At 71.6% G+C, this 20,992-nt stretch carries 17 protein-coding genes; 12 read left to right on the forward strand and 5 right to left on the reverse strand.

Going from position 1 to position 20,992, the window contains the following annotated elements; genetic code table 11:
- The first annotated feature begins 37 nt into the window (after positions 1–37).
- The 7 genes from A4X17_RS06185 to A4X17_RS06215 all read left to right on the forward strand — a co-directional run bounded on the left by A4X17_RS06185 (position 38) and on the right by A4X17_RS06215 (position 8,348).
- Entirely contained in the window at positions 38–805 is a 768-nt protein-coding gene (locus A4X17_RS06185) for an SDR family oxidoreductase (protein ID WP_064294797.1), read from the forward strand.
- A 55-nt stretch (positions 806–860) separates the two neighbouring features.
- On the forward strand, positions 861–1,916 hold the full coding sequence (locus A4X17_RS06190) for a DUF4432 family protein (protein WP_064294798.1): 1,056 nt from the start codon (positions 861–863) through the stop codon (positions 1,914–1,916).
- Between the two features lie 159 nt (positions 1,917–2,075).
- Positions 2,076–3,485 carry an L-fuculokinase gene (locus A4X17_RS06195; protein WP_197479027.1) on the forward strand — a complete coding sequence of 470 codons (1,410 nt, stop codon included), beginning with the start codon at positions 2,076–2,078 and terminating at the stop codon, positions 3,483–3,485.
- Between the two features lie 84 nt (positions 3,486–3,569).
- Complete coding sequence (locus A4X17_RS06200; RefSeq protein WP_197479028.1) at positions 3,570–4,490, forward strand: hypothetical protein; 921 nt, start codon at positions 3,570–3,572, stop codon at positions 4,488–4,490.
- A gap of 87 nt (positions 4,491–4,577) precedes the next feature.
- Entirely contained in the window at positions 4,578–5,567 is a 990-nt protein-coding gene (locus tag A4X17_RS06205; protein ID WP_064294799.1) for a LacI family DNA-binding transcriptional regulator, read from the forward strand.
- A gap of 74 nt (positions 5,568–5,641) precedes the next feature.
- A complete protein-coding gene (locus tag A4X17_RS06210; protein WP_082915969.1) occupies positions 5,642–6,811 on the forward strand; it encodes a CPBP family intramembrane glutamic endopeptidase in 1,170 nt (389 codons plus the stop codon).
- An 82-nt stretch (positions 6,812–6,893) separates the two neighbouring features.
- The gene (locus A4X17_RS06215) at positions 6,894–8,348 is read left to right on the forward strand and encodes an LCP family protein (RefSeq protein WP_082915970.1); all 1,455 of its coding nucleotides are present in this window, start codon (positions 6,894–6,896) and stop codon (positions 8,346–8,348) included.
- 12 nt (positions 8,349–8,360) lie between these two features.
- Here A4X17_RS06215 and A4X17_RS06220 read toward each other — a convergent pair whose 3' ends face one another.
- Complete coding sequence (locus A4X17_RS06220; RefSeq protein ID WP_064294801.1) at positions 8,361–9,266, reverse strand: LysR family transcriptional regulator; 906 nt, start codon at positions 9,264–9,266, stop codon at positions 8,361–8,363.
- A 128-nt stretch (positions 9,267–9,394) separates the two neighbouring features.
- Positions 9,395–10,258: an endo alpha-1,4 polygalactosaminidase gene (locus A4X17_RS06225; RefSeq protein WP_064294802.1), complete on the reverse strand. Its 864-nt coding sequence runs from the start codon at positions 10,256–10,258 to the stop codon at positions 9,395–9,397.
- A gap of 60 nt (positions 10,259–10,318) precedes the next feature.
- Between A4X17_RS06225 and A4X17_RS06230 the strand changes: the two genes are divergently transcribed.
- The 3 genes from A4X17_RS06230 (at position 10,319) to A4X17_RS06240 (ending at position 13,537) form a co-directional block, all read left to right on the forward strand.
- A complete protein-coding gene (locus A4X17_RS06230) occupies positions 10,319–10,513 on the forward strand; it encodes a hypothetical protein (RefSeq protein ID WP_064294803.1) in 195 nt (64 codons plus the stop codon).
- Positions 10,514–10,612: 99 nt separating this feature from the next.
- Entirely contained in the window at positions 10,613–11,188 is a 576-nt protein-coding gene (locus tag A4X17_RS06235) for an isochorismatase family protein (protein ID WP_064294804.1), read from the forward strand.
- A gap of 78 nt (positions 11,189–11,266) precedes the next feature.
- A complete protein-coding gene (locus tag A4X17_RS06240) occupies positions 11,267–13,537 on the forward strand; it encodes an efflux RND transporter permease subunit (RefSeq protein WP_064294805.1) in 2,271 nt (756 codons plus the stop codon).
- A gap of 19 nt (positions 13,538–13,556) precedes the next feature.
- Here the strand turns inward: A4X17_RS06240 and A4X17_RS06245 are convergent, their stop codons facing one another.
- Positions 13,557–14,351, reverse strand: coding sequence for an alpha/beta fold hydrolase (locus A4X17_RS06245; RefSeq protein ID WP_231884307.1), 795 nt, complete (start codon positions 14,349–14,351; stop codon positions 13,557–13,559).
- 34 nt (positions 14,352–14,385) lie between these two features.
- Positions 14,386–16,110, reverse strand: coding sequence for a thiamine pyrophosphate-binding protein (locus tag A4X17_RS06250; RefSeq protein ID WP_064294807.1), 1,725 nt, complete (start codon positions 16,108–16,110; stop codon positions 14,386–14,388).
- A 223-nt stretch (positions 16,111–16,333) separates the two neighbouring features.
- Here A4X17_RS06250 and A4X17_RS06255 point away from each other — a divergent pair, with 223 nt between their 5' ends.
- The gene (locus tag A4X17_RS06255) at positions 16,334–17,521 is read left to right on the forward strand and encodes a DUF4192 family protein (protein WP_064294808.1); all 1,188 of its coding nucleotides are present in this window, start codon (positions 16,334–16,336) and stop codon (positions 17,519–17,521) included.
- Here the strand turns inward: A4X17_RS06255 and A4X17_RS06260 are convergent.
- Positions 17,506–18,963, reverse strand: a complete 1,458-nt coding sequence (locus A4X17_RS06260; protein ID WP_064294809.1) for a helix-turn-helix transcriptional regulator — start codon at positions 18,961–18,963, stop codon at positions 17,506–17,508. The genes A4X17_RS06255 and A4X17_RS06260 overlap by 16 nt on opposite strands.
- A gap of 123 nt (positions 18,964–19,086) precedes the next feature.
- On the opposite strand from A4X17_RS06260, the gene A4X17_RS06265 reads away from it, so the two are divergent.
- Entirely contained in the window at positions 19,087–20,952 is a 1,866-nt protein-coding gene (locus tag A4X17_RS06265) for a phosphoenolpyruvate carboxykinase (GTP) (protein ID WP_064294810.1), read from the forward strand.
- Positions 20,953–20,992: the final 40 nt, after the last annotated feature.

Here is a 20,992-nt window from a genome sequence, read left to right on the forward strand (position 1 = left end):
ACACCTCCATCAGCCCGCCCCGATCGAAGGACCACACATGTTCTCTGACCTCCACGGCCGTACGGCCGTCATCACCGGCGGGGCCCGCGGGCTCGGCTACTCGATCGCCACGGCGCTCGCCGCGCAGGGCGTCCAGGTGGCGTTGCTCGACCTCTTGCCGACCGTCCACGAGTCGGCCGAGCGGTTGGCGTCCGAGTACGGCGTCCGCACCTCGGCGCATGCGGTCGACGTCACCGACGCCACCGCCGTCGAGGCCGCCTTCGCCGCTGCCGAGGCCGAGCTCGGCGCGCCGTCGCTGCTCGTGACCGCGGCGGGCATCACCATCTGGGGCGACAGCGTCGACGTGCCGGCGGACACCTGGCGGAAGGTGCTCGCCGTGAACCTCGACGGCACCTTCTTCGCCGCGCAGTCCTTCGCCCGTCGAGCCATCGCCGCGGGCCGGCCCGCCTCGGCGGTCTTCATCTCGTCGATGTCGGCGTTCATCGTGAACCAGCCGCAGTTCCAGGCCTCCTACAACGCGTCGAAGGCGGCGGTCAGTCACCTCGCGTCGTCGCTCGCGGTCGAGTGGGCACCCTCCGGTGTCCGCGTCAACGCGATCGCCCCCGGGTACTTCCTCTCGGACATGACCCGTGAGTTCACCGAGGCGAACCCCGACCTGGCCGCCGAGTGGACCGCGGCCATCCCGGCGGGCCGGATGGGTCAGCCCGAGGACCTCCACGGGCTCGTCCTGCTGCTCGCATCCGACGCCTCCTCGTACCTCACGGGCCAGAGCCTCGTCATCGACGGCGGCTACACCGCCCTCTGAGCCGGCCCCACCCGCCGAACCGTTCGACCCGACCACACCGACCCGAGGACCCGCAATGACGACGACGCCGCCCGAACAGACGCCTGACGACCAGGCCGACCGCGACGCCGTGTGGGGCGCCAGGCGTCGACGCTTCGTCGAGGCCCGATCCGGTGCCGTCGAGCGTGCGTGGGCTCCGCGTGCAGTCCGCGTCGACGACGGGCCGTCGACGGGCCGGCGCCAGGTCGAACTGCGCCACCTCGGCGGACTCGAGGTGACGGTCGAGGTCGACCAGTTCCTCGACCTCGGCGAGGCCTCCTGGAACGGCGAGGTCGTGTCCTTCGTCGCGCCGACGACCGCTCCGCAGGCCGAGAGCTGGGCCCGTCGCTGGCAGGGCGGTCTGCTGACGACCTGCGGGCTCGCCGCGGTCGGCGTGGCCGCGGAGGCGGACGGCGGGATGCACGGTCGGGCGCATCGCATCCCGGCGACCGTGACCCGCCGCGAGGGGCGATGGACTGCGGCGGGCCGGTACGAGCTCCTCGTCGGCGGCCTGCTCCGCGAGGGCGCCGTCTTCCAACAGAACCTCACGGTGTCCCGCAACATCCGAGCGGAGGTCGGCGTCGCGCGGATCCGTCTGCACGACGTCGTCCGGAACGAGGGGTTCGTCGCCGAGCCGGTGCGCCTGCTCTACCACGTGAACCTCGGCTGGCCGCTGCTGCACGGCGGTGCCGTCGTGGCGGCCGAGGCCGACGTCCCTGGCGGGGCGGGGTCCGAACGCACGGACCCCGGTGGCTGGCGGCGGGTGATCGGCGAGCCCGAGCCGGCGGCCGACGAGCAGGTCGATGCCCTCGACGCGGTCGCCGGGCCCGACGGCTGGTCCATCGCGACCCTGTCGGGCGAGGCCGGCACGGTCACGGTCCGGTTCCGACCGGAGCAGTTGCCGTTCCTCACGGTGTGGCGGAGCACGGCCGCGGGGTCGTACGCCCTCGGCATCGAACCCGGCACCTGCTGGCCGAGTCACGCGGCCGGTCCGGATCGCGGGAAGGCGGGCTGGATCGTGGAGCCCGGGGAGTCGTTCGAGGTCGACCTCGAGATCGTGTTCGAGCCGGCGGCCGACGACTTCGGCGACTGAGCCCACCGGCCTCCGTCACCATCCGGTTCCCGGTTTCCGAAGAATTCGCGCTCGGGTATGTCATCGATGACATGAACGAGGTATGCTCGCCATGACATCGATGACATGGAGTCATCGTCGGAAGCCGACACGGACGTCGGAACCTGAACGGACACCGCCGTGCACCCTGCTGCGAACCTCGACTCGACCGCCGTCACCTCCGTGGCCTCGGATCGATTCGTCGCCGGCCTCGACCTCGGCAGCACCGGCGTCAAGATCCTCGTGACCGACGCCGACGGTGCCGAGGTCCTCATCCACCAGCTGCCCACCCCGTGGCTCGCCGGTCCAGGCGGCACGACCGTGATGGAGGCAGCGTCCCTCATCGCCACCGTCCGGGAGCTCCTCGACCACGTCGGTGCGGAACTCGTGGACCGGTTCGGGCCAGCCGCACGGGTTCGGGCGCTCGCCGTCTCCGGCATGGGGGAGTCCGGGATCGTCCTCGACGCCGTCGGCCGGCCCGTCGCGCCCGCCATCGCCTGGTTCGATCCGCGCGGCGCCGAACAGCTCGCGGCCCTCCCCGCCGAGATCGCGGAGCAGTTCGCCGGTCGGACCGGCCTGCCGCTCGGCGTGCAGGTCTCGGTCGTCAAGCTCCTCCACCTCCGTGACGCCGGACTCGACCTCGCCGGGACGCGCTGGCTCAACCTGCCGGAGTACCTCGTCGCGGCCCTCGGCGGCGAGGAGGCCGCCGAGTACTCGCTCTCGTCGCGCACCGGCCTGCTCGATCAGGACACGGGTGAGCCGTGGCCCGAGCTGCTCGACCACCTCGGCGTCGACGCCTCGTTCCTCCCGCCGTTCACCGACGCCGGTGCCCCGCTCGGCACCGCGAGCAGTCCGTGGGTGCCGGCGGTCTTCTCCGGTGCGGCACTGACCGTCGCCGGCCACGACCACCTCGTGTCGGCCGTCTCCACCGGCTCGTTCCCCGCCGAGCGGTACCACGTGTCGATGGGCACGGCCGAGGTCCTGCTGCGACGCCTCGACGAACCACTCCCGTTCGCCGCCCGCGAGCGGCTCGCCGAGGTGTTCATCAACTGCGTCCGTCACGTCGTGCCGGGCACCTGGGTGCTCGTCGCCGGCGTCAAGACCGGTCTGCTCATGCGTCGCACCCTCCAGCTCGTCGGGGTGACCGACCGCGCAGGGCGCGACCGCCTGGACGACGAGGTCATGGCGCTCCCGGCGCGCGGGCTGCTCGGCGACGGCGACGTCTCGGTCGCGGGCGCCCGGAACGACGACGGCGTCCTCAAGCTCACGGTCCGTGCCGACGGTGCGGGACCGGCCGAGATCTTCGAAGCGGTGCTCCGGCATGGCAACGACGAACTCGCCGTGCTCATCGCGGCGATGGACCGCGAGGTCGCCCCGGCCACCTCGGCGCTGCTCACTGGCGGCTGGGCCGGCATGCGGTCCGTGCAACGCGCCCGAGCGGCCGTCCTGCCCGGCGTGCAGGTGTCGCACCGGTCTCAGGACACGGCATACGGCGCAGCCGTCTTCGCCGGGGCCCTCCTCGAACCCGCCACCTCCCGATCACATCCCTGACCGACCACCCGACCACGCAGACCGATCCTCCCCGGCGCGACCGCTGCCGGGACCAGACCCCATCCGAAGCACAAGGAGTACCTCATGAACGCAGTAGCCACCAGGACCAACGAGCTGACGACGCTCGAACGCCGCGCCATGGCCACGATCAGCACCCCGGGCGGTGGCATGCTCATCGTCGCCGGCGACCAGCGCAACGGCATGAAGGCCGTCATGACCGACGCCCCGAACGGCGCGGCCGGCATCAGCCGTGACGAACTCGCCGAGGCCAAGAGCGACCTCGTCCGGTTCCTCGGCAACCACGCACCCGCCATCCTCCTCGACCCGGAGGTCGCCCTCCCGCTCGTCGTCGACGAGCGCACCCTCTCCCGCACGACCGGTCTCGTCGTCGGCATGGACTCCTCGGGATTCGACACCGAGAACGGTCTGCGCCGGACGAAGTACGTCCCCGGCATGGACGCCCGCCGGGTCCGCGAACTCGGTGGCGACGCCGCCAAGATGCTCTTCTACCTGCGCTCCGACCAGCGGGAGGCCGAGCAGGTCGTCATCGACGAGATCGCCCGCCTCGTGGAGGAGTGCACCGCCGAGGGCGTGCTGCTCATCGTCGAGATCCTCGTGTACCAGCTCGACGGCGAGAGCGACGAGGCCTACGCCGAGATCTTCCCCGAGCTCGTGCGCGGCGCCGCGGAGATCTCCGTCGCCGCCGGTTCCAAGGTCCTGAAGCTCCAGTACCCGGGCTCCGCCGAGGCCGCCGCAGCCGTGACCGAGGCCGCTGCCGGCGTGCCGTGGGCCGTGCTGTCCGCCGGCGTCGACCACGAGACCTTCGTCGGTCAGGTCCGCACCGCGGTCGAGAACGGTGCCGGCGGCGCGATGGCCGGTCGCTCGCTGTGGAAGGATAGCCTTTCGATCTCGTCGGCGAAGCGCGAGGAACTGCTCACGAACCGGGCGCTGCCCCGCCTCCGTGAGCTCGAGCAGGTCATCGAGACCGCGCTCGCCGGTCGCTGACGGATCGTGGGCGGCGTCCTCGGTCGCCGCCCGCGAACCAGCCCGATCCGACCACGCCACGCAGGTGGAACCACCCGAGGAGCAGCCATGGCCACGATGCAGGACGTGGCGTCCCTCGCCGGGGTGAGCTCGAAGACGGTCTCCCGCGTCTTCAACGACGACCCGCACGTGCTCCCCGAGACGCGGTCGCGGGTCGAATCGGCCATGCGGGAGCTGAACTACGTCCCGAACGTCCTGGCGCGCACCTTCCGCGCCGGGCGGTCCTCCTCCGTCGGCGTCGCGGTCCCGGACGTCGTCGACCCCTTCTTCGCCGCGGTCGTCCGCGCCGTCGAGGAGGTCTGTTCCGTCTCGGGCATCACCACCCTCGTCACGAGCATCGGCGACGACCCGGCGCGCGAGCGTGCCGTGCTCGACTCGCTGCTCCGGTCACAGCTCATGGGGCTCGTCCTCGCGCCCGTCGCGGAGGACCAGTCGTGGCTCGCGCCGTGGGCCGAGCACACGCCCATCGTGTTCGTCGACCGCGCCCCCGGTGGACTCGACGCCGACAGCTTCGTCGAGGACGACCACCGCGGCGCCTACCTCGCGACGAGGCACCTGCTCGAGCACGGGCACACCCGGGTCGCCTTCATCGCCGACTCGGCACACCCGCCGAGCACCCGTCGCCGGCTCGAGGGCTACCGTTCGGCGCTCGCCGAGAGTGGGATCGACCTCGACGACGCCCTCGTCAGCCTCGACGCGACGGACCGCGAGCCGGCCGCCGCCGTGGTCGACGCTCTCCTCGCCCTCGCTTCCCCACCGACGGCCCTGTTCTCGGCGAACGCGCGCGTGACGATGGCGCTCGTCCCCGCGCTGCGCTCACGGGGGATCGCCTCGCTCGGCTTCGGTGACTTCCCGATGGCCGACCAGCTCGATCCGGCGGTCAGCGTCATCGAACAGGACCCGGCACGCCTGGGCCGCCTGGCCGCCACCCGGGCGCTCGCCCGGTTCGGTGACGCGGACGGCGAGCACGAGCGCAGCACCGTCGTCCCCGTCGGGCTCCTCCTGCGGGAGTCCTGCGGCTGTCACCTCACCGCGTGATCCCCCGGGCGGCGGATGCGCCCCGCGCCGTCGCTCCGTAGCGTGGGAAGCTGTTCGCGACCACGGGGGATCACATGCAGCGACCGGACGACACACCGAACGAGGGCGGCTGGGCGCCGATCGGACAGCCCGCGCCTGGACCGATCCGGACGACGCTCGCCGACGGATCGCCGGCACCAGCACCGGCACCGGCACCGGCCGCGGCTCCGGTGATCGGTGCCGCCGGGCGTGCCGTGCTCGCGCAGCAGCCGGAGTCGGCGGCGGACCGCGAGCGCCGGCGCAACCGCGAGCTGGCCCCGATCCTGCCCACCAGGGTCCCGTGGGTCGCCGTCACGGTCTTCACCGTGCTCGCCGTCGGCCTCGCCTGGCTCGTCGCCGCACCGCTGTGGCTGTCGGGTGAGGGACTCGCGAACCCCTGGTTCCAGCTCATCGCCCTCGGCATGATGTACACCCCGACCATCGCCGCGCTCGTCGTGGTGCTGTTCGTCGCCCGGCCGAGGAGCATCCCGCGGCTGCTCGGACTCGCGCCGCTGCGCCCCCTCGGCCGGACCCTCGGGCTCTGCGCGGCGGCGCTCGTCGGGTTCCCCGTCCTCGCGTTCTGCTCCATGCTGCTCGGGCAGGCCATGGGGCTCATCGAGCTCGACCTCGTCGGCCTGTCCGGTCTGGCCGCCATCATGACCGCCTCGGGCGCCGGCGAGCTCGGGCGGGACGACCTCACCACGGTCGCCCTGGTCCAGCTCCTCACCCTGCCCCTCGGCGTCCTGGTGGCATCGCTGTCCGCGTTCGGGGAGGAACTCGGCTGGCGCGGCTGGTTGCTGCCGAACCTCCTGCCGCTCGGCACCTGGCCCGCCCTCCTGCTGTCCGGGGCGGTCTGGGGCGTGTGGCACGCACCACTCGTCCTCCTCGGCTACAACTACCAGCGGACCGACGTGGTCGGCCTGCTCCTCATGGTGGGCTGGTGCATGCTGCTCGGCGTGCTCATCGGATGGTTGCGGCTCCGCTCGGCCTCGGTCTGGCCGGCGGTGATCGCCCACGGCGCGGTGAACGCCGCCGTCGGGGCGCTGCTGCTGTTCGCCAGCCCGACGTCGATGCAGGACACCGGCAGTGTGTTCGGCACCCTGCTCGGCTGGCCGGGCTGGATCCTCCTCGCAGCGACGGCGCTCATCCTGGTCGTCACCGGCCAGTTCGGGAAGCGTGCGGTGCCCGGACTGCGTGGCTCGGAGGTCGCCTCGCCCGTGAGCTGATCCTCCGACGCATGCGCGCCGCGTATGAGTCGCACCGGGCAGGCTGCTTGTCCGCCGCTTCGGCGCTTGGTGCACTGGGACGATGCGCAGACCCGATCTCCCCGAGGCACCCGTCCGCCCACGTGCCGCCCACGCTCGCCGTCACGGCGGTGGGGTGAGCGCACGGGTCCGCCGCCGGCGCCTCATCGTCGGCATCGCAGGCGGCCTCGTGCTCGCGCTCCTCGGAGGTGTCGGTGCGCTCGCGCTGCGGCTGCAGGGCAATCTCAGCTCCGAGGCCATCGCCGCCCCGACCGGACGTTCGACCGAGCCTGCGGAGCCAGGCGCACCGGACCCGGCGATCAACGTCCTCCTCCTCGGCTCCGACAGTCGTGACCTCGAGATCGGCGACTACGGCGAGGACACCGGTACCAAGCGCAGCGACGCGATGGTGCTCGTGCATGTGTCCGAGGGCAACACGCGGATCGACGCGATGCAGATCCCGCGTGACACGCTGACCGACCTGTCGATGTGCACGGACACCGGGCGGGGGACGCCCGACGACTACGGGATGGTGAACGCGGCGTTGAACTCGGGGGCCGCCTGTTCAGTCGCCGCGGTGCAAGCGATGACCGGTGTGCCGATCGACCATTTCATCGAGCTCGACTTCAGCGGCTTCCAGGCGATCGTCAACGGCATGGACGGGCTGGCCGTGTGTCTGCCGGCGGACATGGAGGACCCCTATTCGAACCTCGCGCTGCCCGCCGGAGCACAGGTCATCGACGGGACGCAGGCGCTCGCGCTCGCCCGCACCCGGCACGCGGTGGGTGACGGCAGTGACATCTCGCGCCTCGGCAACCAGCAGATGGTGATGTCCGCGATCGTGCAGCGGGCGCTGAGTGCCGAGGTGCTCACCCGGCCGGACCGCCTCATCCGCTTCCTGGACGCGGTCACCTCCTCGCTCACCGTCGACACCGCGCTCGGCGACCTCGCGAGCCTGACCTCGCTCGCGCACCGGGTCTCACAGGTGCCGGCGTCGGCCATCACCTTCCTGACGATGCCGTGGACCGAGGCACCGTCGGACGCCAACCGGGTCGTCCCGAGCGATGACGCGGCGATCGTCTTCTCGAGCCTCGCCACCGATGTCCCGGTGCCGATCGCGGGAGTCGCTGACGCGTCCCCGGCGGAGCCGGTCGCCCCGGTCGAACCGGTGCGGGTCGAGGCGGTCAGCGTCCTCAACGGCTCGCAGACGAACGGGGTCGCGACGGCGACGGCCGACCGACTGACCGCCCTCGGCTACACCGTCGCGTCGATCGGTGACGCGGAGACGGACACCCCGGTGACGGTCCTGCTCGCGCGCGATTCGGACGCGGCTCGGGCGACGGCCGCCTCCCTCGCCCAGGAGCTGGGGATCACGGTCGTCGTGAGCGGCGAACCGGGGCCGGACGAGGAGGACGTCGTGCTCGTCATCGGTGACGACTTCGGCTCGCTGACCCCGCCTGCCGCGCCGGCGCCCGTCGAGGTCGAGTCCCGCAACGCCGCCGCGGACCTCTGCGGCTGACGCGGGGCGTCGTCAGACCCCGGGTGGGACCCGCTCCGCCAAGCGGAGGAAGGCACTCACGGCCGGCGTCCCGAGGCTGTCGTGGCGGACGAGCAGGCCGATGTCCCTCGTGACTGGTGTCGGGAACCGGCGGACCCGGGCGCCGTTCGCCGCCGCCCAGTCGGCGAGCCGCTCGGGGACCACGGTCAGCCCGACACCGGCGGTCGCGAACCGCGTGAGCGCGTCGCGCTGGGTGGTCACGATCACCCGCGGTGGCTGCACGCCGAAGCGGGCGTAGGCCTCGTCGGTCACGGCGCGCATCGACGTCCCGCGCGGGAGGGTCACCAGGGTGTGCGCAGCCAGCTCGTCGCCGGTGATGGTCGGCGGCGTGTGGCCGGCCTCGCGCTCGGCGACGGTCATCAGGCCGGGGAGGACGATCGCGAACCGCTGTTCCTCCAGGAGGCGCACCTCGACACCGGGGCCGGCGGTGGCCACATCGGCGACACCGAGGTCGATGCGCCCGAGGTCGACGGCTTCGAGGAGTTCGGCGGAGTCGACGGAACCCGTGACCTCGATGCGGACGTCTGGGTGCGCGGCGTGGAACCGGGCGACGAGTTCCGGGACGTGGGTCGCGACGAGCGAGGGGAGCGCACCGATCCGGAGCGTGCCGGCGGTGAGCGCCTGCTGCGCGTCGGCGAGCGCGCGGAGCCCTTTCGCCTCCTGGAGCATCCGTCTCGCCGGACCGAGCACGGACCGGCCGGCATCGGTGACCTGCATGCGTCGACCCACCCGGGTGAAGAGCGCGAGCCCGAGGTCCGTCTCGCAGCGTTGGATGCGTCTGGTGAGCGACGGCTGCGAGATGCGGAGGACGTCGGCCGCTGCGGCGTACGAGCCGTAGTCGACGACGGCGACGACCGCCTCCAGCTGCTCCAGGTTCATGCGTCGTGGATCCGGATCATGCCTCCACGGTACCGACACCTGCTGGATATGCCTGAGCGCCGAGGATCCCCACAGCAGGATGCCCCGCTGCGGGGGCTCCTGCTCCGGAGCGGATGCCCGGTCGGTGCCTACGGTGCGCAGGCCTCGAACACGTGGTCGGGGTCGTCCGACGGCGTGAGGTCGCGGTCCCGCAGGATCGTCGAGAACGGGACCTGCGGATCGGCGCACACCTCGTCGAAGGTGCCGCGCAGGTCGTCGGTGTACTCGATGTCCAGCACGGCGCCTCCGTACACCTCGGTGTAGGTGGCGCACTCGTCGAAGCGGTGGCACTCCTCCGTGACGGCGAAGTCGAACCCGACGTCGTCCCGACCACGTGTGCCGAGCTCGGCGGCGTTCTTCTGCCCGATGAGGAGGCCGGCATCGTGGGCGAGGTCGGCGTACCGGGTGGCGAGGGCGATCGCGTCCTCCACGGTGAGTCGACCGTCGGACCGGGTGTACGAGTCGAGGTTGTCGATCTCGACGGCGTCGAAGCCTGCCTCAGCGCAGCGGGTGATGCTCGCACCGACCCGCTCGGCGATGCGCGCACGACGGTCGTCGGTCGAGAGGTCGAAGATGAGTTCGTCGGGCCAGTTCTCGTCGATGATCGGTTCACCGGTGTCGTCGGTGAGGACCAGGTCGGGCTCGGCCAGCCAGGCCTCGCGATCGGCCGGCTGGCTCTGGAACCCGTTGACGTAGCAGATGGAGTACCGGTCGGGGTCGGGGGAGTCGGTGCTGTCGCGCGCGACGCCGCCCACCCCTGCCGCCGGTTCGTAGCCGCCACCGAGCTGGTAGTCGAAGACGACGTCCGTGGGGAACCCGCCCGCTGAATGGGTCGGTCCGGTGTCGGAGCTCGCACCACTCGGGAAGGTGGAGCAGCCGGCGGCGGTGACCGCGAGCAGGACGGCGGCGCCCGCCGCGATGAGCAGCTGCGCGCGACGACGGAGACGGTTCATGTCTCCACCCTAGGTCGCGGTCCCGTCCGGGGGTCGTCGCTCAGCCGGTACCGTTGGGGCATGAAGTATCTGGTGTTGTTCTCCGCGGGTGCCGCGCTCATCGTGCTCGGGATCGTCTTCGCGCTGCTCCTGGAGCTGCCCGTCGGGTTCCGCATCGCCGGGCTCGTGTCCATGCTGCTCGGCACCGTCCTGATGGGTGTCAACATCGGTCTGCAGTTCTTCGATCGCCGCAAGGAACGCGCACGTCGCCTCTGAGTCACCGCGGCGCAACCACCTCACCCGGTCGGTTCCCCGGCGTTACCCTCGATGGAACCCACTTCCACCGAGGCGGGACGACGACAACCCGGAGGCATCGTGGCGCGCGCGCTCTTCATCATCGACGTACAGAACGACTTCACCGAGGGCGGTGCGCTCGGTGTGGACGGCGGCGAGGCCGTCGCCGCGGGGGTCACGCGGCTGCTGGCCGAGCACGGGGACGAATACGCGCACGTGTTCGCCTCACGCGACTGGCACGACGCCGAGGGCGACAACGACGGTCACTTCGCGACGGGTGAGCCCGACTACGTGACGAACTGGCCGGTGCACTGCGTCGCGGGGAGTGCCGGCGCCGAGTACCACCACGCGCTCGACACCAAGAGCGTCGACACCCACATCCGCAAGGGCCAGGGCGCCCACGGATACTCGATCTTCGAGGGCGTGACGCCGGAGGGTCGGAGCCTGGGGGATGTCCTCGCCGAGGCGGGCATCACCGACGTCGACGTCGTCGGCCTCGCGACGGACTACTGCGTCCGGGTCAGTGCCCTCGACGCCATCGAGCATGGCCTGCAGGTCCGCGTCCTCGCCGGTCTCGTCGCGCCCGTCGACCAGGCCGCCGGGGATGCGGCGCTCGCCGAGATCGCCGAGGCCGGGGGTGTGGTCGTCCCCGTGTGACCTCCGTCCCCGGGTGCCCGACGCAGATAGTAAGCTAGCTGCGTATTCTTCGGAGCAGGGCGAGAACGGGGCGCGCGCATGACGCACGGACGACACGGCGGAACGCGGACGGACGCGGAACCCCGGACGCAGCAGCGGGACCGTGCGGGTGCGCCGCGGTGGCTGCGGGTCGTGCTCCCCGCGGTCCTCATCCTCCTCTGGCTCACGGCCGCCGGCGTCGGCGGTCCGTACTTCGGGAAGGTGAGCGAGGTCGCAACCAACGACCAGACGAGCTTCCTCCCCGCGAGCGCGGACGCGACCGAGGTGCAGACAGCACTCGACGGGTTCCGAGAGGGCGACGACATCCCGGCCCTCGTGCTGTTCGTCCGCGACGGCGGGATCACCGACGAGGACCGGGGCGCAATCGACGACGAGCTGTCAGCGCTGTCCTCGACGGAGGGCGTCGCCGACGGCGTCTCGCCGGCCATCCCCTCCGAGGACGGAGCCGCGGTCGAGGTCTTCGTCCCGATCAGCGGTCACGCGGAGGTCGGCGACGTCGTCGAGGCCATCCGTGCACAGCTCGCCGAAGCGGCCCCGGCCGGCCTCGACGTCTTCGTCACCGGACCGGCGGGGTTCACCGCCGACCTCACCGACGCCTTCGCCGGCATCGACGGCATCCTCCTCCTGACCGCGCTCGGCGCCGTCTTCCTCATCCTCATCGTCGTGTACCGCTCGCCGGTCCTCCCGTTCCTCGTACTCGGCACCTCGTTGTTCGCCCTCTGCACCGCACTCCTGACCGTGTGGTGGCTCGCGAAGGCCGGCGTCGTCCTGCTGAACGGCCAGGTGCAGGGCATCCTCTTCATCCTCGTGATCGGTGCGGCGACCGACTACTCGCTGCTCTACGTCTCGCGGTACCGGGAGGCCCTCCGCGACCACGAGCGGCGGTGGGATGCGACGTGGGCTGCGCTCCGTGGATCGTTCGAGCCGATCGTCGCGTCGGGCGGCACGGTCATCGCCGGACTGCTCTGCCTGCTGCTCAGCGACCTGAACTCGAACAAGGCGCTCGGGCCGGTCGCCTCGATCGGGATCGTCTTCTCGGTCCTCGCGGCGCTCACCTTCCTCCCCGCGCTCCTGCTGGCCTGCGGTCGCACCTCGTTCTGGCCGCTGCGCCCGAAATACGGGAGCGAGCACCGGGTGCGCGCCTCATCGACCGACGACACCGCTGTGCCGACCACCGGTCTGTGGGGTGGGATCGCCCGTCTGATCTCCCGTCACGCCCGCGTCGTCTGGATCGGGAGCACCCTGCTCCTCCTGGTCGCGAGCCTCGGGGTCTTCCAGCTCAAGGCGGACGGCGTCGCCCAGAGCGACCTCATCCTCGGCACCTCCGAGGCCCGTGACGGTCAGGCCGCCCTCGGTGAGCACTTCCCGGCCGGCTCGGCGAGCCCCGTGTACGTCCTCACGCAAGAGGGCGATGCCGCGCAGGTCATCGGGATCCTCGAGGATGCTGACGGTCTCGACAGCGTCCAGGTGCTGTCGAGCGACGCCGCGACGGGCACCGCGGATGCGACGGTGAGCGACGGGGAGGCGGTGTTCACGGCTCCCGCCGCGGGGCCGCCGGGGACCCCGGTGGCGTCCGCCGAACCGACGGTCGACGACGGCCGCATCCTCCTCCAGGCGACCCTCGACGCGGCACCGGACTCCGTGACGGCGGAGGAGAGCGTGCGACAGCTGCGCTCGACCCTCGACGCCGAGGTCGGCACCCACACGCCGGTCGGCGGCGTCACGGCGACCGCCATCGACTCGAACGACGCGTCCATCCACGACCGGAACCTCATCATCCCCGTGGTGCTCGCCGTCATCCTCCTCATCCTCATGCTGCTGCTCCGCTCGGTGCTCGCCCCGGTCCTGCTGATCCTCAGCGTGGTGGTGTCCTTCGGTGCGGCCCTCGGGGTCTCCGCGCTCGTGTTCGACCACGTGCTCGGGTTCCCGGGCGCGGACCCGAGTGTGCCGCTCTACGGCTTCGTCTTCCTCGTGGCGCTCGGGATCGACTACAACATCTTCCTCATGACGAGGGTCCGCGAGGAGTCGCTGCGGGTCGGGACGAGGGCCGGCGTGCTGCGGGGGCTGGCGATCACGGGCGGCGTGATCACCTCGGCCGGCCTCGTGCTCGCGGCCACGTTCGCGGCGCTGGGCGTCATCCCGATCCTCTTCCTCGCGCAGATCGCGTTCATCGTGGCGTTCGGGGTCCTCCTCGACACGATCATCGTCCGGACGCTGCTCGTCCCGGCCCTCAGCCACGACATCGGGAGCGCCATCTGGTGGCCGTCGAAGCTCGCGAAGGATCGGGTCGAGCACCGGCACGCGGCCTGACCGAAGCGGTCGCGACCGACTACCCCTGCTCAATGAGGAACGCCAGCACGGCGTCCTTGAACGCTCGCGACGAGACCGCGTTGAAGTGCTCGCGGCCGGGCAGCCCCACATAGCGGGCACCGGCGGCTTCGGCGAGCCGCCGACTGCCGGCGGCGACCGCGTCGTCGTCTCCGGTCACGAGCAGCATCGGCAGCGGCGGCACCTCGGCCGTGCTCGGCTGGGGTCCTCCGCGGAGGCCTTCCACCAGGGCGATGAGGGCCTCCACGTCGTTGCCCGGGACGCCCTCTGCCATCGTCACGTAGGTGTCGGTCAGGGCGTGCGCGATCGTCGTCCCGGTCCTGACATGGTGACGGGCCGACTCCAGGTCGAAGTCGCGGAGCGAGTCGCCCTCGGGAAGACCGCCGAGGCTGAGGGAACGCACGCGGTCCGGGTGTCGGACGCCCAACCGCCAACCCACCCGGGAGCCCAGCGAGTACCCGAGGTAGTGCGGCTCGTCGACGCCGTAGCCGTCGAGGACGGACAGGACGTCGTCGACGAGGATGTCGAGTCGGTATGCGGCGGGATCCGTCGGTTTGTCGGAGGCTCCGTGACCGCGTTGGTCGAGGCTCAGCAGGCGGTACCCGGCACGCGTCAGTGTGCGCGTCCACCCGGCGAGGTCCCAGTTGAGGCCGGCGCTCGAGGCGAAGCCGTGCACCGCGACGATCGTGCCGAGGTCGCCTGTGCCGGGAGCCGGTTCGTGGAGGTACGTCGCGATCCGGATGCCGTCCGTCGACATGACGTAGGTGGGTTTGGTCGGGGCAGGCTGAGGAAGCACCCGTCAACGATACCCGCGGTGGCGCGGCGCAGGCTCAGTCGACGGCCACCGGTCGTGGTCCCTGGTGCATCATCTCGGAGAGGTACGGGGCGACGACGCTCGTGGAGATGCGGCAGTCGAGCAGCAGGACGCCCTGCGCCCCGGCGTGGACCCAGTCGGTGAGTCCGTCGAGGTCCGCGAGCGTGTCGATCGTCACGCCCTGGCCACCCAACGCCCGCGCGAGGGCGGCGAAGTCGACCTCGTCGATGAGCATCGGGGTCTGGTCGAGTCCACGTGAGCCGTACTGGTGGACCTCGGCTCCGTAGGCGGCGTCGTTGAAGACCACGATCACGCCGCTCGGTACCGTGCGGATGACGGTGTCGAGGTCGGGGAGCGCCATCAGGCCGCCGCCGTCGCCGGTGCAGAGGACGGTGGTGCCCCTGTGCCCGGCCGCCGCGGCACCGACCGCGCTCGGGAACCCGAGCCCGATCGACTGGTAGGCCGTCCCGACCATGACGAGGCGGTCGGGGGAGGGGATGTCGAAGTACATCGGCGCCCAGCCGATGAAGTGGCCGCCGTCCTGCACGACCGTGCGGTCGGCCGGGAGCAGCTCGTCCAGTCGATGCGCGAGGCTGCGCGGGTCGAGGCGCCCGTCGGCGCACAGTCCGTCGCCGGACGAGCCGTCACCCAGGTCGCGGTCGAGGTGCGGTGCTGGGCGGGCGTGACCGGCCGACGCGACCCATCCGGACCCCGCGCCGTCGGAGAGCCGTTCCAGGAGACCTGCGGCTGCGAGGGCCGCGTCACCGTGGACGAGCTCGTCGACCCTGGCGTTCGTCGGGGCGTCGGCGAGGTCGACCTGGATGACGTGGGCAGCGGGGGAGAAGGCCTCGCCGAACCGCATCGTGAACTGGTTGAGGCCGGCGCCGACGACGAGCACGACGTCCGCCTCGGCGATGCGACTCGCGGCGTGCTCCGTCGCGAAGCCGCCGGCCACCCCGAGATCGCGGGGGCTGGAACCGAAGAGCCCGCGTCCGAGCGCCGTGGTCGCGGTGTGGGCGTCGAGCCGCTCGGCGAGCTCGCCGAGGACCGGTCCGGCGTCGGCCAGCCAGGCTCCACGCCCGGCCAGGATGAGCGGACGGTGTGCGCCGCGCAGAGCGGCGGCGGCGGTGTCCAGGCGCCGCGCGACGGGCTCCACGCGGGACGGCCGGACGAGCGCCGGGTGGTGTGGTGTCCCGTCCGCTCGCAGCGGCTCGTCGGACGCCACGGCGGCGAGGTCGTAGGGGATCGCGAGTACGACCGCGGTCCGGCGGTGGACGGCGTGCTCGATGGCGCGGAGCGTGGTCGCGGTGGCGTCGTCACGACCGACGGTGAAGGTCGGCGCACCGAGCCCGGCGGCGATCTGGAACTGGTCGACGTCCCAGGGGCGGGCCCCGGTGGTCGGGGCGTCACCGACGACGAGGATCAGCGGGATCTGGGCCATCACCGCCTCCGCGAGGGGCGTCAGGGTGTTGCTGAATCCGGCTCCGTAGGTCGCGGTCGCGGCAGCGAGACCGCCGCCGGCGCGGGCGTAGGCGTCGGCTGCGGCGACGCCCCCGGCCTCGTGACGCATGGCGGTGAAGCGGGTTCTGGTCGTGGCGAGTGCGTCGAGGAGGTGCGCGTTGCCGTTGCCCATGACGCCGAACACCTCGGAGACATGGCGGGTGAGTGCCTGTGCCACCCGGGCGGAGACGGTGGAGGAGCGGGTCGACGTGGGAACGGTCGACGAAGCGTGTTCGGACATGGGAGACCTTCGAGAACGTGGACGGATGGGATTCCGTGTGTGTCTCGCCGGTGCTGGCCGCGCTATCGCCCTTTTTTCGAGCAACGACCCCCGTGCTGCGGAGTCTGACGAGCACACTCTACTCCGCGGCGACCGCGCTGCACAGTGCGGCAGCGACAGCATCCGCTCCACATCCGTGACGCCTGCCGGACAGTCGGACCCGGGTTCGACGGAGGCTGGCTCCATGAACCACATCGTGCAGGCCAACGCGGCCGAAGACCTCCTCGCCCTCATCCCCGGACTCGTCGGAAGCACTCCGAGATCGAGTCTCGTCGTCGTCCTGTTCGCGGGCCGTCACAGCCGCGGCGCACTCCAGGTGCACCTGCCTGCCGGAACGGACGTCGACCGGCAGGTGGCGGACGCCGCCGCGGAGCGAGCACTCGGGTTCGCCTGCCGGGCCCCGGGTGTCGACGCCATCGTGCCCGTGGTCTACACGGACGACGCGTTCGGAGCCGGGGCGGAGCCGCCGGGAAGGACGATCGCCGACGCCGTCCTCGAGCTGGCGACCGCGCAGGGGTTCACGGTCAAAGACGCCCTCTGCTCGGCCGCTGACGGCTGGGGCTCCTACCTCGACCCCGGACTCCCCGCCGGAGGGCGTCCGCCGGCGATCGTGGCCTCGGCGGCGGTCCCGCCGGTCCCACCGCTCCCCTGGGAGCTCGTCACGACCGAGGTCCCGTCGGTGGACGTGGCGACGTTCGCAGCCGTCGACCTCGAGTACCGGGTGCTCTGCGCTCGACTGGCCTCCATGCTCGACGAGGCCGCCGATCGCGCCCGCATGACCTGCCGGATCGACGTCGGAGACGCCGTGGAACGACTCGACGGCCTTCCTGCGATCTTCGAGGACGCGCTCGCCCGCGGCGTCGAGGGGATGACCGCCCGGGAAGTGGCCTTCCTGTTGCTGAGCCTCTCACGCCCTTGGGCGAGCGATCTCGCACTCATGCAGTGGGCGTTCGGGCGCGAGCTGGGCGAGGAACTCGACGACGCCGAACGCGCGTACGGGCATCTGCCGGTCGGGACGGACGACCCGGAGGTGTTCCATCGGGTCGCCCACCTGCTGGTCGGCGACGGACCGCATCCCGACGTCCAACGTATCCGTGCAGCGAGCAGCCTGCTCCTCGGCGTCGCGGCGCGAGCGTCGGAGCCCGCACGCGTCGCGCCGCTCGCCATGCTCGCCTGGCTGTCGTGGGCGCTCGGCCAGAGCACGCGCGCGACCGCCTTCCTCGCCGAGCTGGTCGACGAGGAGCTGGACCACCCGCTGGCGGCGACCGTCGGGTCGCTGATCCGCCAGGGGCACCTCCCGGCCTGGGCGTTCTGCAGCACCCCGGGAACACGCGACGGCGTAGCCGCCCCCAGCGATCAGCCCGCCGCGTGACGCTCCAGGAAGTCGTAGACCTCGGAGTCGTCGACGCCCGGGAAGGTGCCGCTCGGCAGCGGGGAGAGGATGTGGGTGTGCAACCGGGCGCTCGGCCAGGCCTGCTCCCGCCACTTGTCGGCGAGGTCCGACGGCGGTCGACGGCAGCAGGTCGGGTCCGGGCAGGTGGAGACCGCACGCGTCGTGGTCTCCCGTCCGCGGAACCACTTCGCCTCGCCCCAGGGCACGCCGACCGAGATCGAGAACTCCCCGGCCTCGGTCGTGCCGGTCTGCGTCGCGCACCAGAAGGTACCGGCCGGGGTGTCGGTGTACTGGTAGAGCTCCGTGGTGCGGTTCGTCCGCGCGAAGGCATTCCGTGCGCTCCACTTCCGGCACACGATCTGGCCCTCCACCGCGCCAGTCACGTCGACGGGCAGCGGCAGCGCATCGTTCTCATAGGCCTTCGAGATCGCCCCGTCCTCGGAGACCCGCAAGAAGTGCAGGCGCATGTCGAGCCGGGCGGTCGCCAGGTTCGTCAGGCGCAGCGCCGCGGCCTCATGGGTGACCCCGAAGGCGTCGCGGAAGTCCTCGACGGCCAGGTTGCGGTCGCGCTTGGCCTGTTGCAGGAACGACACCGCGGCCGTCTGCGGCATGAGCGCCGCCGCAGCGAAGTAGTTGATCTCGAGCCGTTGCCGGAGGAACTCGGCGTAACTCGTCGGACGCTGGTGCCCGAGCAGGCGGTGCGCCATCGCCTGCAGGGCCATGGACCGAAGGCCGTGTCCGCCGGGGATCGAGGCCGGTGGCAGGTAGATGCGCCCGTTCTCGAGATCGGTGACGCTGCGGGCGGAGTGCGGCAGGTCGTTGACGTAGATGAGGTCGAAGCCGAGCTGTTCCGCCATGATGCTCACCGTGCGGTGGGTGAGTGCGCCGGTGCTGTGCCCGGCGCGCAGCACGCGCGACTCCGCGAGTTCCTCGATCTCGGGCAGGTGGTTGTCGCGCTCCCGCATCCACTCCCGCAACTCGGTGTTGGCACGCCGCGCCTCCTCCGGGGTCGCGATCGCCTCGCTCGCGTGCCGCTGCAGTTCGCGGTGCAGGCCCACGAGTGCGCGGAGGGCCTCGTCGGGGATGCCTTTCGACGGCTTGACGATCGGCAGGGTCAACTCGCCGTAGAGGGCACTGCGCTGGAGGCGGTCCAGCTCGATCTCCAGTGCCGCGCGGGGGTTCGGTGCCTCCTTCGACAGCAGGTCGGTCAGGTCGACCCCGAGCGCGGTCGTCAGCTCCTGCAGGACCGACAGCTTCGGCTCGCGTTTCCCGTTCTCGATGAGGGAGAGCTGGCTCGCCGCCAGCCCGACCCGTTCGCCGAGGTCGTCGAGGGTGAGGCCTCGCCGGGTCCGGAAGTGCCGGATCCGATGGCCGAGCGTGAGGAGTTCGGCAGCGGCGGTCGATGCGGGAGTCGGCGTCATTCCTTCACCGTATCGAAAGAACCGCGATTCTTGAAGGGTGAATACCCGTGAAGATCGACACAATCAGGCGCATGGTGGCTCTATGACCACTTCTTGACCGTCCCACCAACGCCGGAGGAACGCATGTCCATCGCCGAACTGATTCCCGATACCGCACCCGCCCTCGCCGCCCGCGCGGAGCTCCGAGCGGTGCCGCGCCCGAAGCGGACCGGCCTCGACGAGCTGCACGCCTGGGTCGACGACCTCGCGGCCCTCCTGGAGCCGTCCGCGATCCACTGGGTCGACGGCTCCGCGAGCGAGTCGCACCGGCTCACCCACCAGCTCGTCGAGGAGGGGAAGCTGATCAAGCTCAACCCCGAGTGGCGGCCGAACAGTTTCCTCGCCCGCAGCGATCCGCGCGACGTCGCGCGCGTCGAGGACCGCACCTTCATCTGCTCCGAGCAGGAGGAGGACGCCGGCCCGACCAACAACTGGCGGGATCCCGCGGTGATGCGTGACGAACTGCACGGGGTCTTCGCCGGCAGCATGCGCGGTCGCACGATGTACGTCGTGCCGTTCTCGATGGGCGCGGTCGGCGGGCCGCTCTCGCAGCTCGGCGTGCAGATCACCGACTCGGCGTACGCGGTGCTCAGCATGGGGATCATGACGCGGATGGGCGACCGCGTGCTGGAGCTCATCGCCGACGGACAACCGTGGGTCAGGACCGTCCACTCGGTCGGCGCCCCGCTCGACGCGGGGCAGGCCGACGTGGTCTGGCCGTGCAACGACACCAAGTACATCGTCCAGTTCCCGGAGACGCGCGAAGTGTGGTCCTTCGGCTCCGGCTACGGCGGTAACGCACTCCTCGCGAAGAAGTGCTTCGCACTGCGGATCGCCTCGGTCATCGGACGCGACGAGGGTTGGTTGGCCGAGCACATGCTGCTGGTCCGGGTCGTCTCGCCGGAGGGCCGGGCGTTCCACATCGCCGCCGCGTTCCCCTCGGCCTGTGGCAAGACCAACCTGGCGATGCTGCGTCCGACGATCCCCGGGTGGACGGTCGAGACCCTCGGCGACGACATCGCGTGGATCCGACCCGGCGACGACGGCCGTCTGTACGCCATCAACCCGGAGGCCGGCTTCTTCGGGGTCGCACCCGGCACGGGCGTCGGCACGAACGCGACAGCCGTCGACACCCTGTGGGGCAACACGATCTTCACGAACGTCGCGCTCCGCGACGACGGAGACGTCTGGTGGGAGGGACTGACCCCCGAGCCGCCCGCTCACCTCGTCGACTGGCAGGGGCAGGACTGGACGCCCGAGTCGGGGCGCCCGGCGGCCCACCCGAACTCGCGATTCACCGTCGCGGCGGCGCAGTGCCCGTCGATCGCCGACGACTGGGACGCGGCCGACGGCGTCCCACTCGACGCGATCCTCTTCGGCGGGCGTCGCGCCACGAACGTCCCGCTCGTGGTCGAGGCCAGCAGCTGGGAGCACGGCGTGTTCATGGGGGCGACGATCTCCTCCGAGCAGACCGCCGCCGCAGAGGGCACGGTCGGCGAGCTCCGTCGCGACCCCTTCGCGATGCTCCCGTTCTGCGGCTACAACATGGCGGACTACTGGAGTCACTGGCTCCGAGTGGGCGGTGCACTCGAGCACGGCAAAGCGCCGCGGATCTTCCAGGTCAACTGGTTCCGGAAGGACGCCGACGGCTCCTTCCTCTGGCCGGGCTTCGGCGAGAATTCCCGGGTCGTCGAGTGGATCGTGCGGCGGCTCGAGCACGAGGTCGACGCACGGGAGTCGGCGATCGGCCGGTTGCCGGTCCTCGACGAGCTGAACCTCGACGGCATCGACGTGCCCGAGGCCGACCTCGACGCCCTGTTCGCCGTCGATCGCGAGTCCTGGCTCGTCGAGTGCGACCTCACCGAGTCCTTCTTCGACACCTTCGGCAGCCGCGTCCCGGCCGCCCTCCGTGCGGAACTCGCCGCCCTGCGCTACCGCCTCCGATCCTGATGCGTCCGCTCGCCCCCCCGACGACGGTCGGGCGAGCGGA

The organism is Plantibacter sp. H53, assembly GCF_001650455.1.
In the GTDB taxonomy this organism is placed as follows: Bacteria; Actinomycetota; Actinomycetes; order Actinomycetales; family Microbacteriaceae; genus Plantibacter; species Plantibacter flavus_A.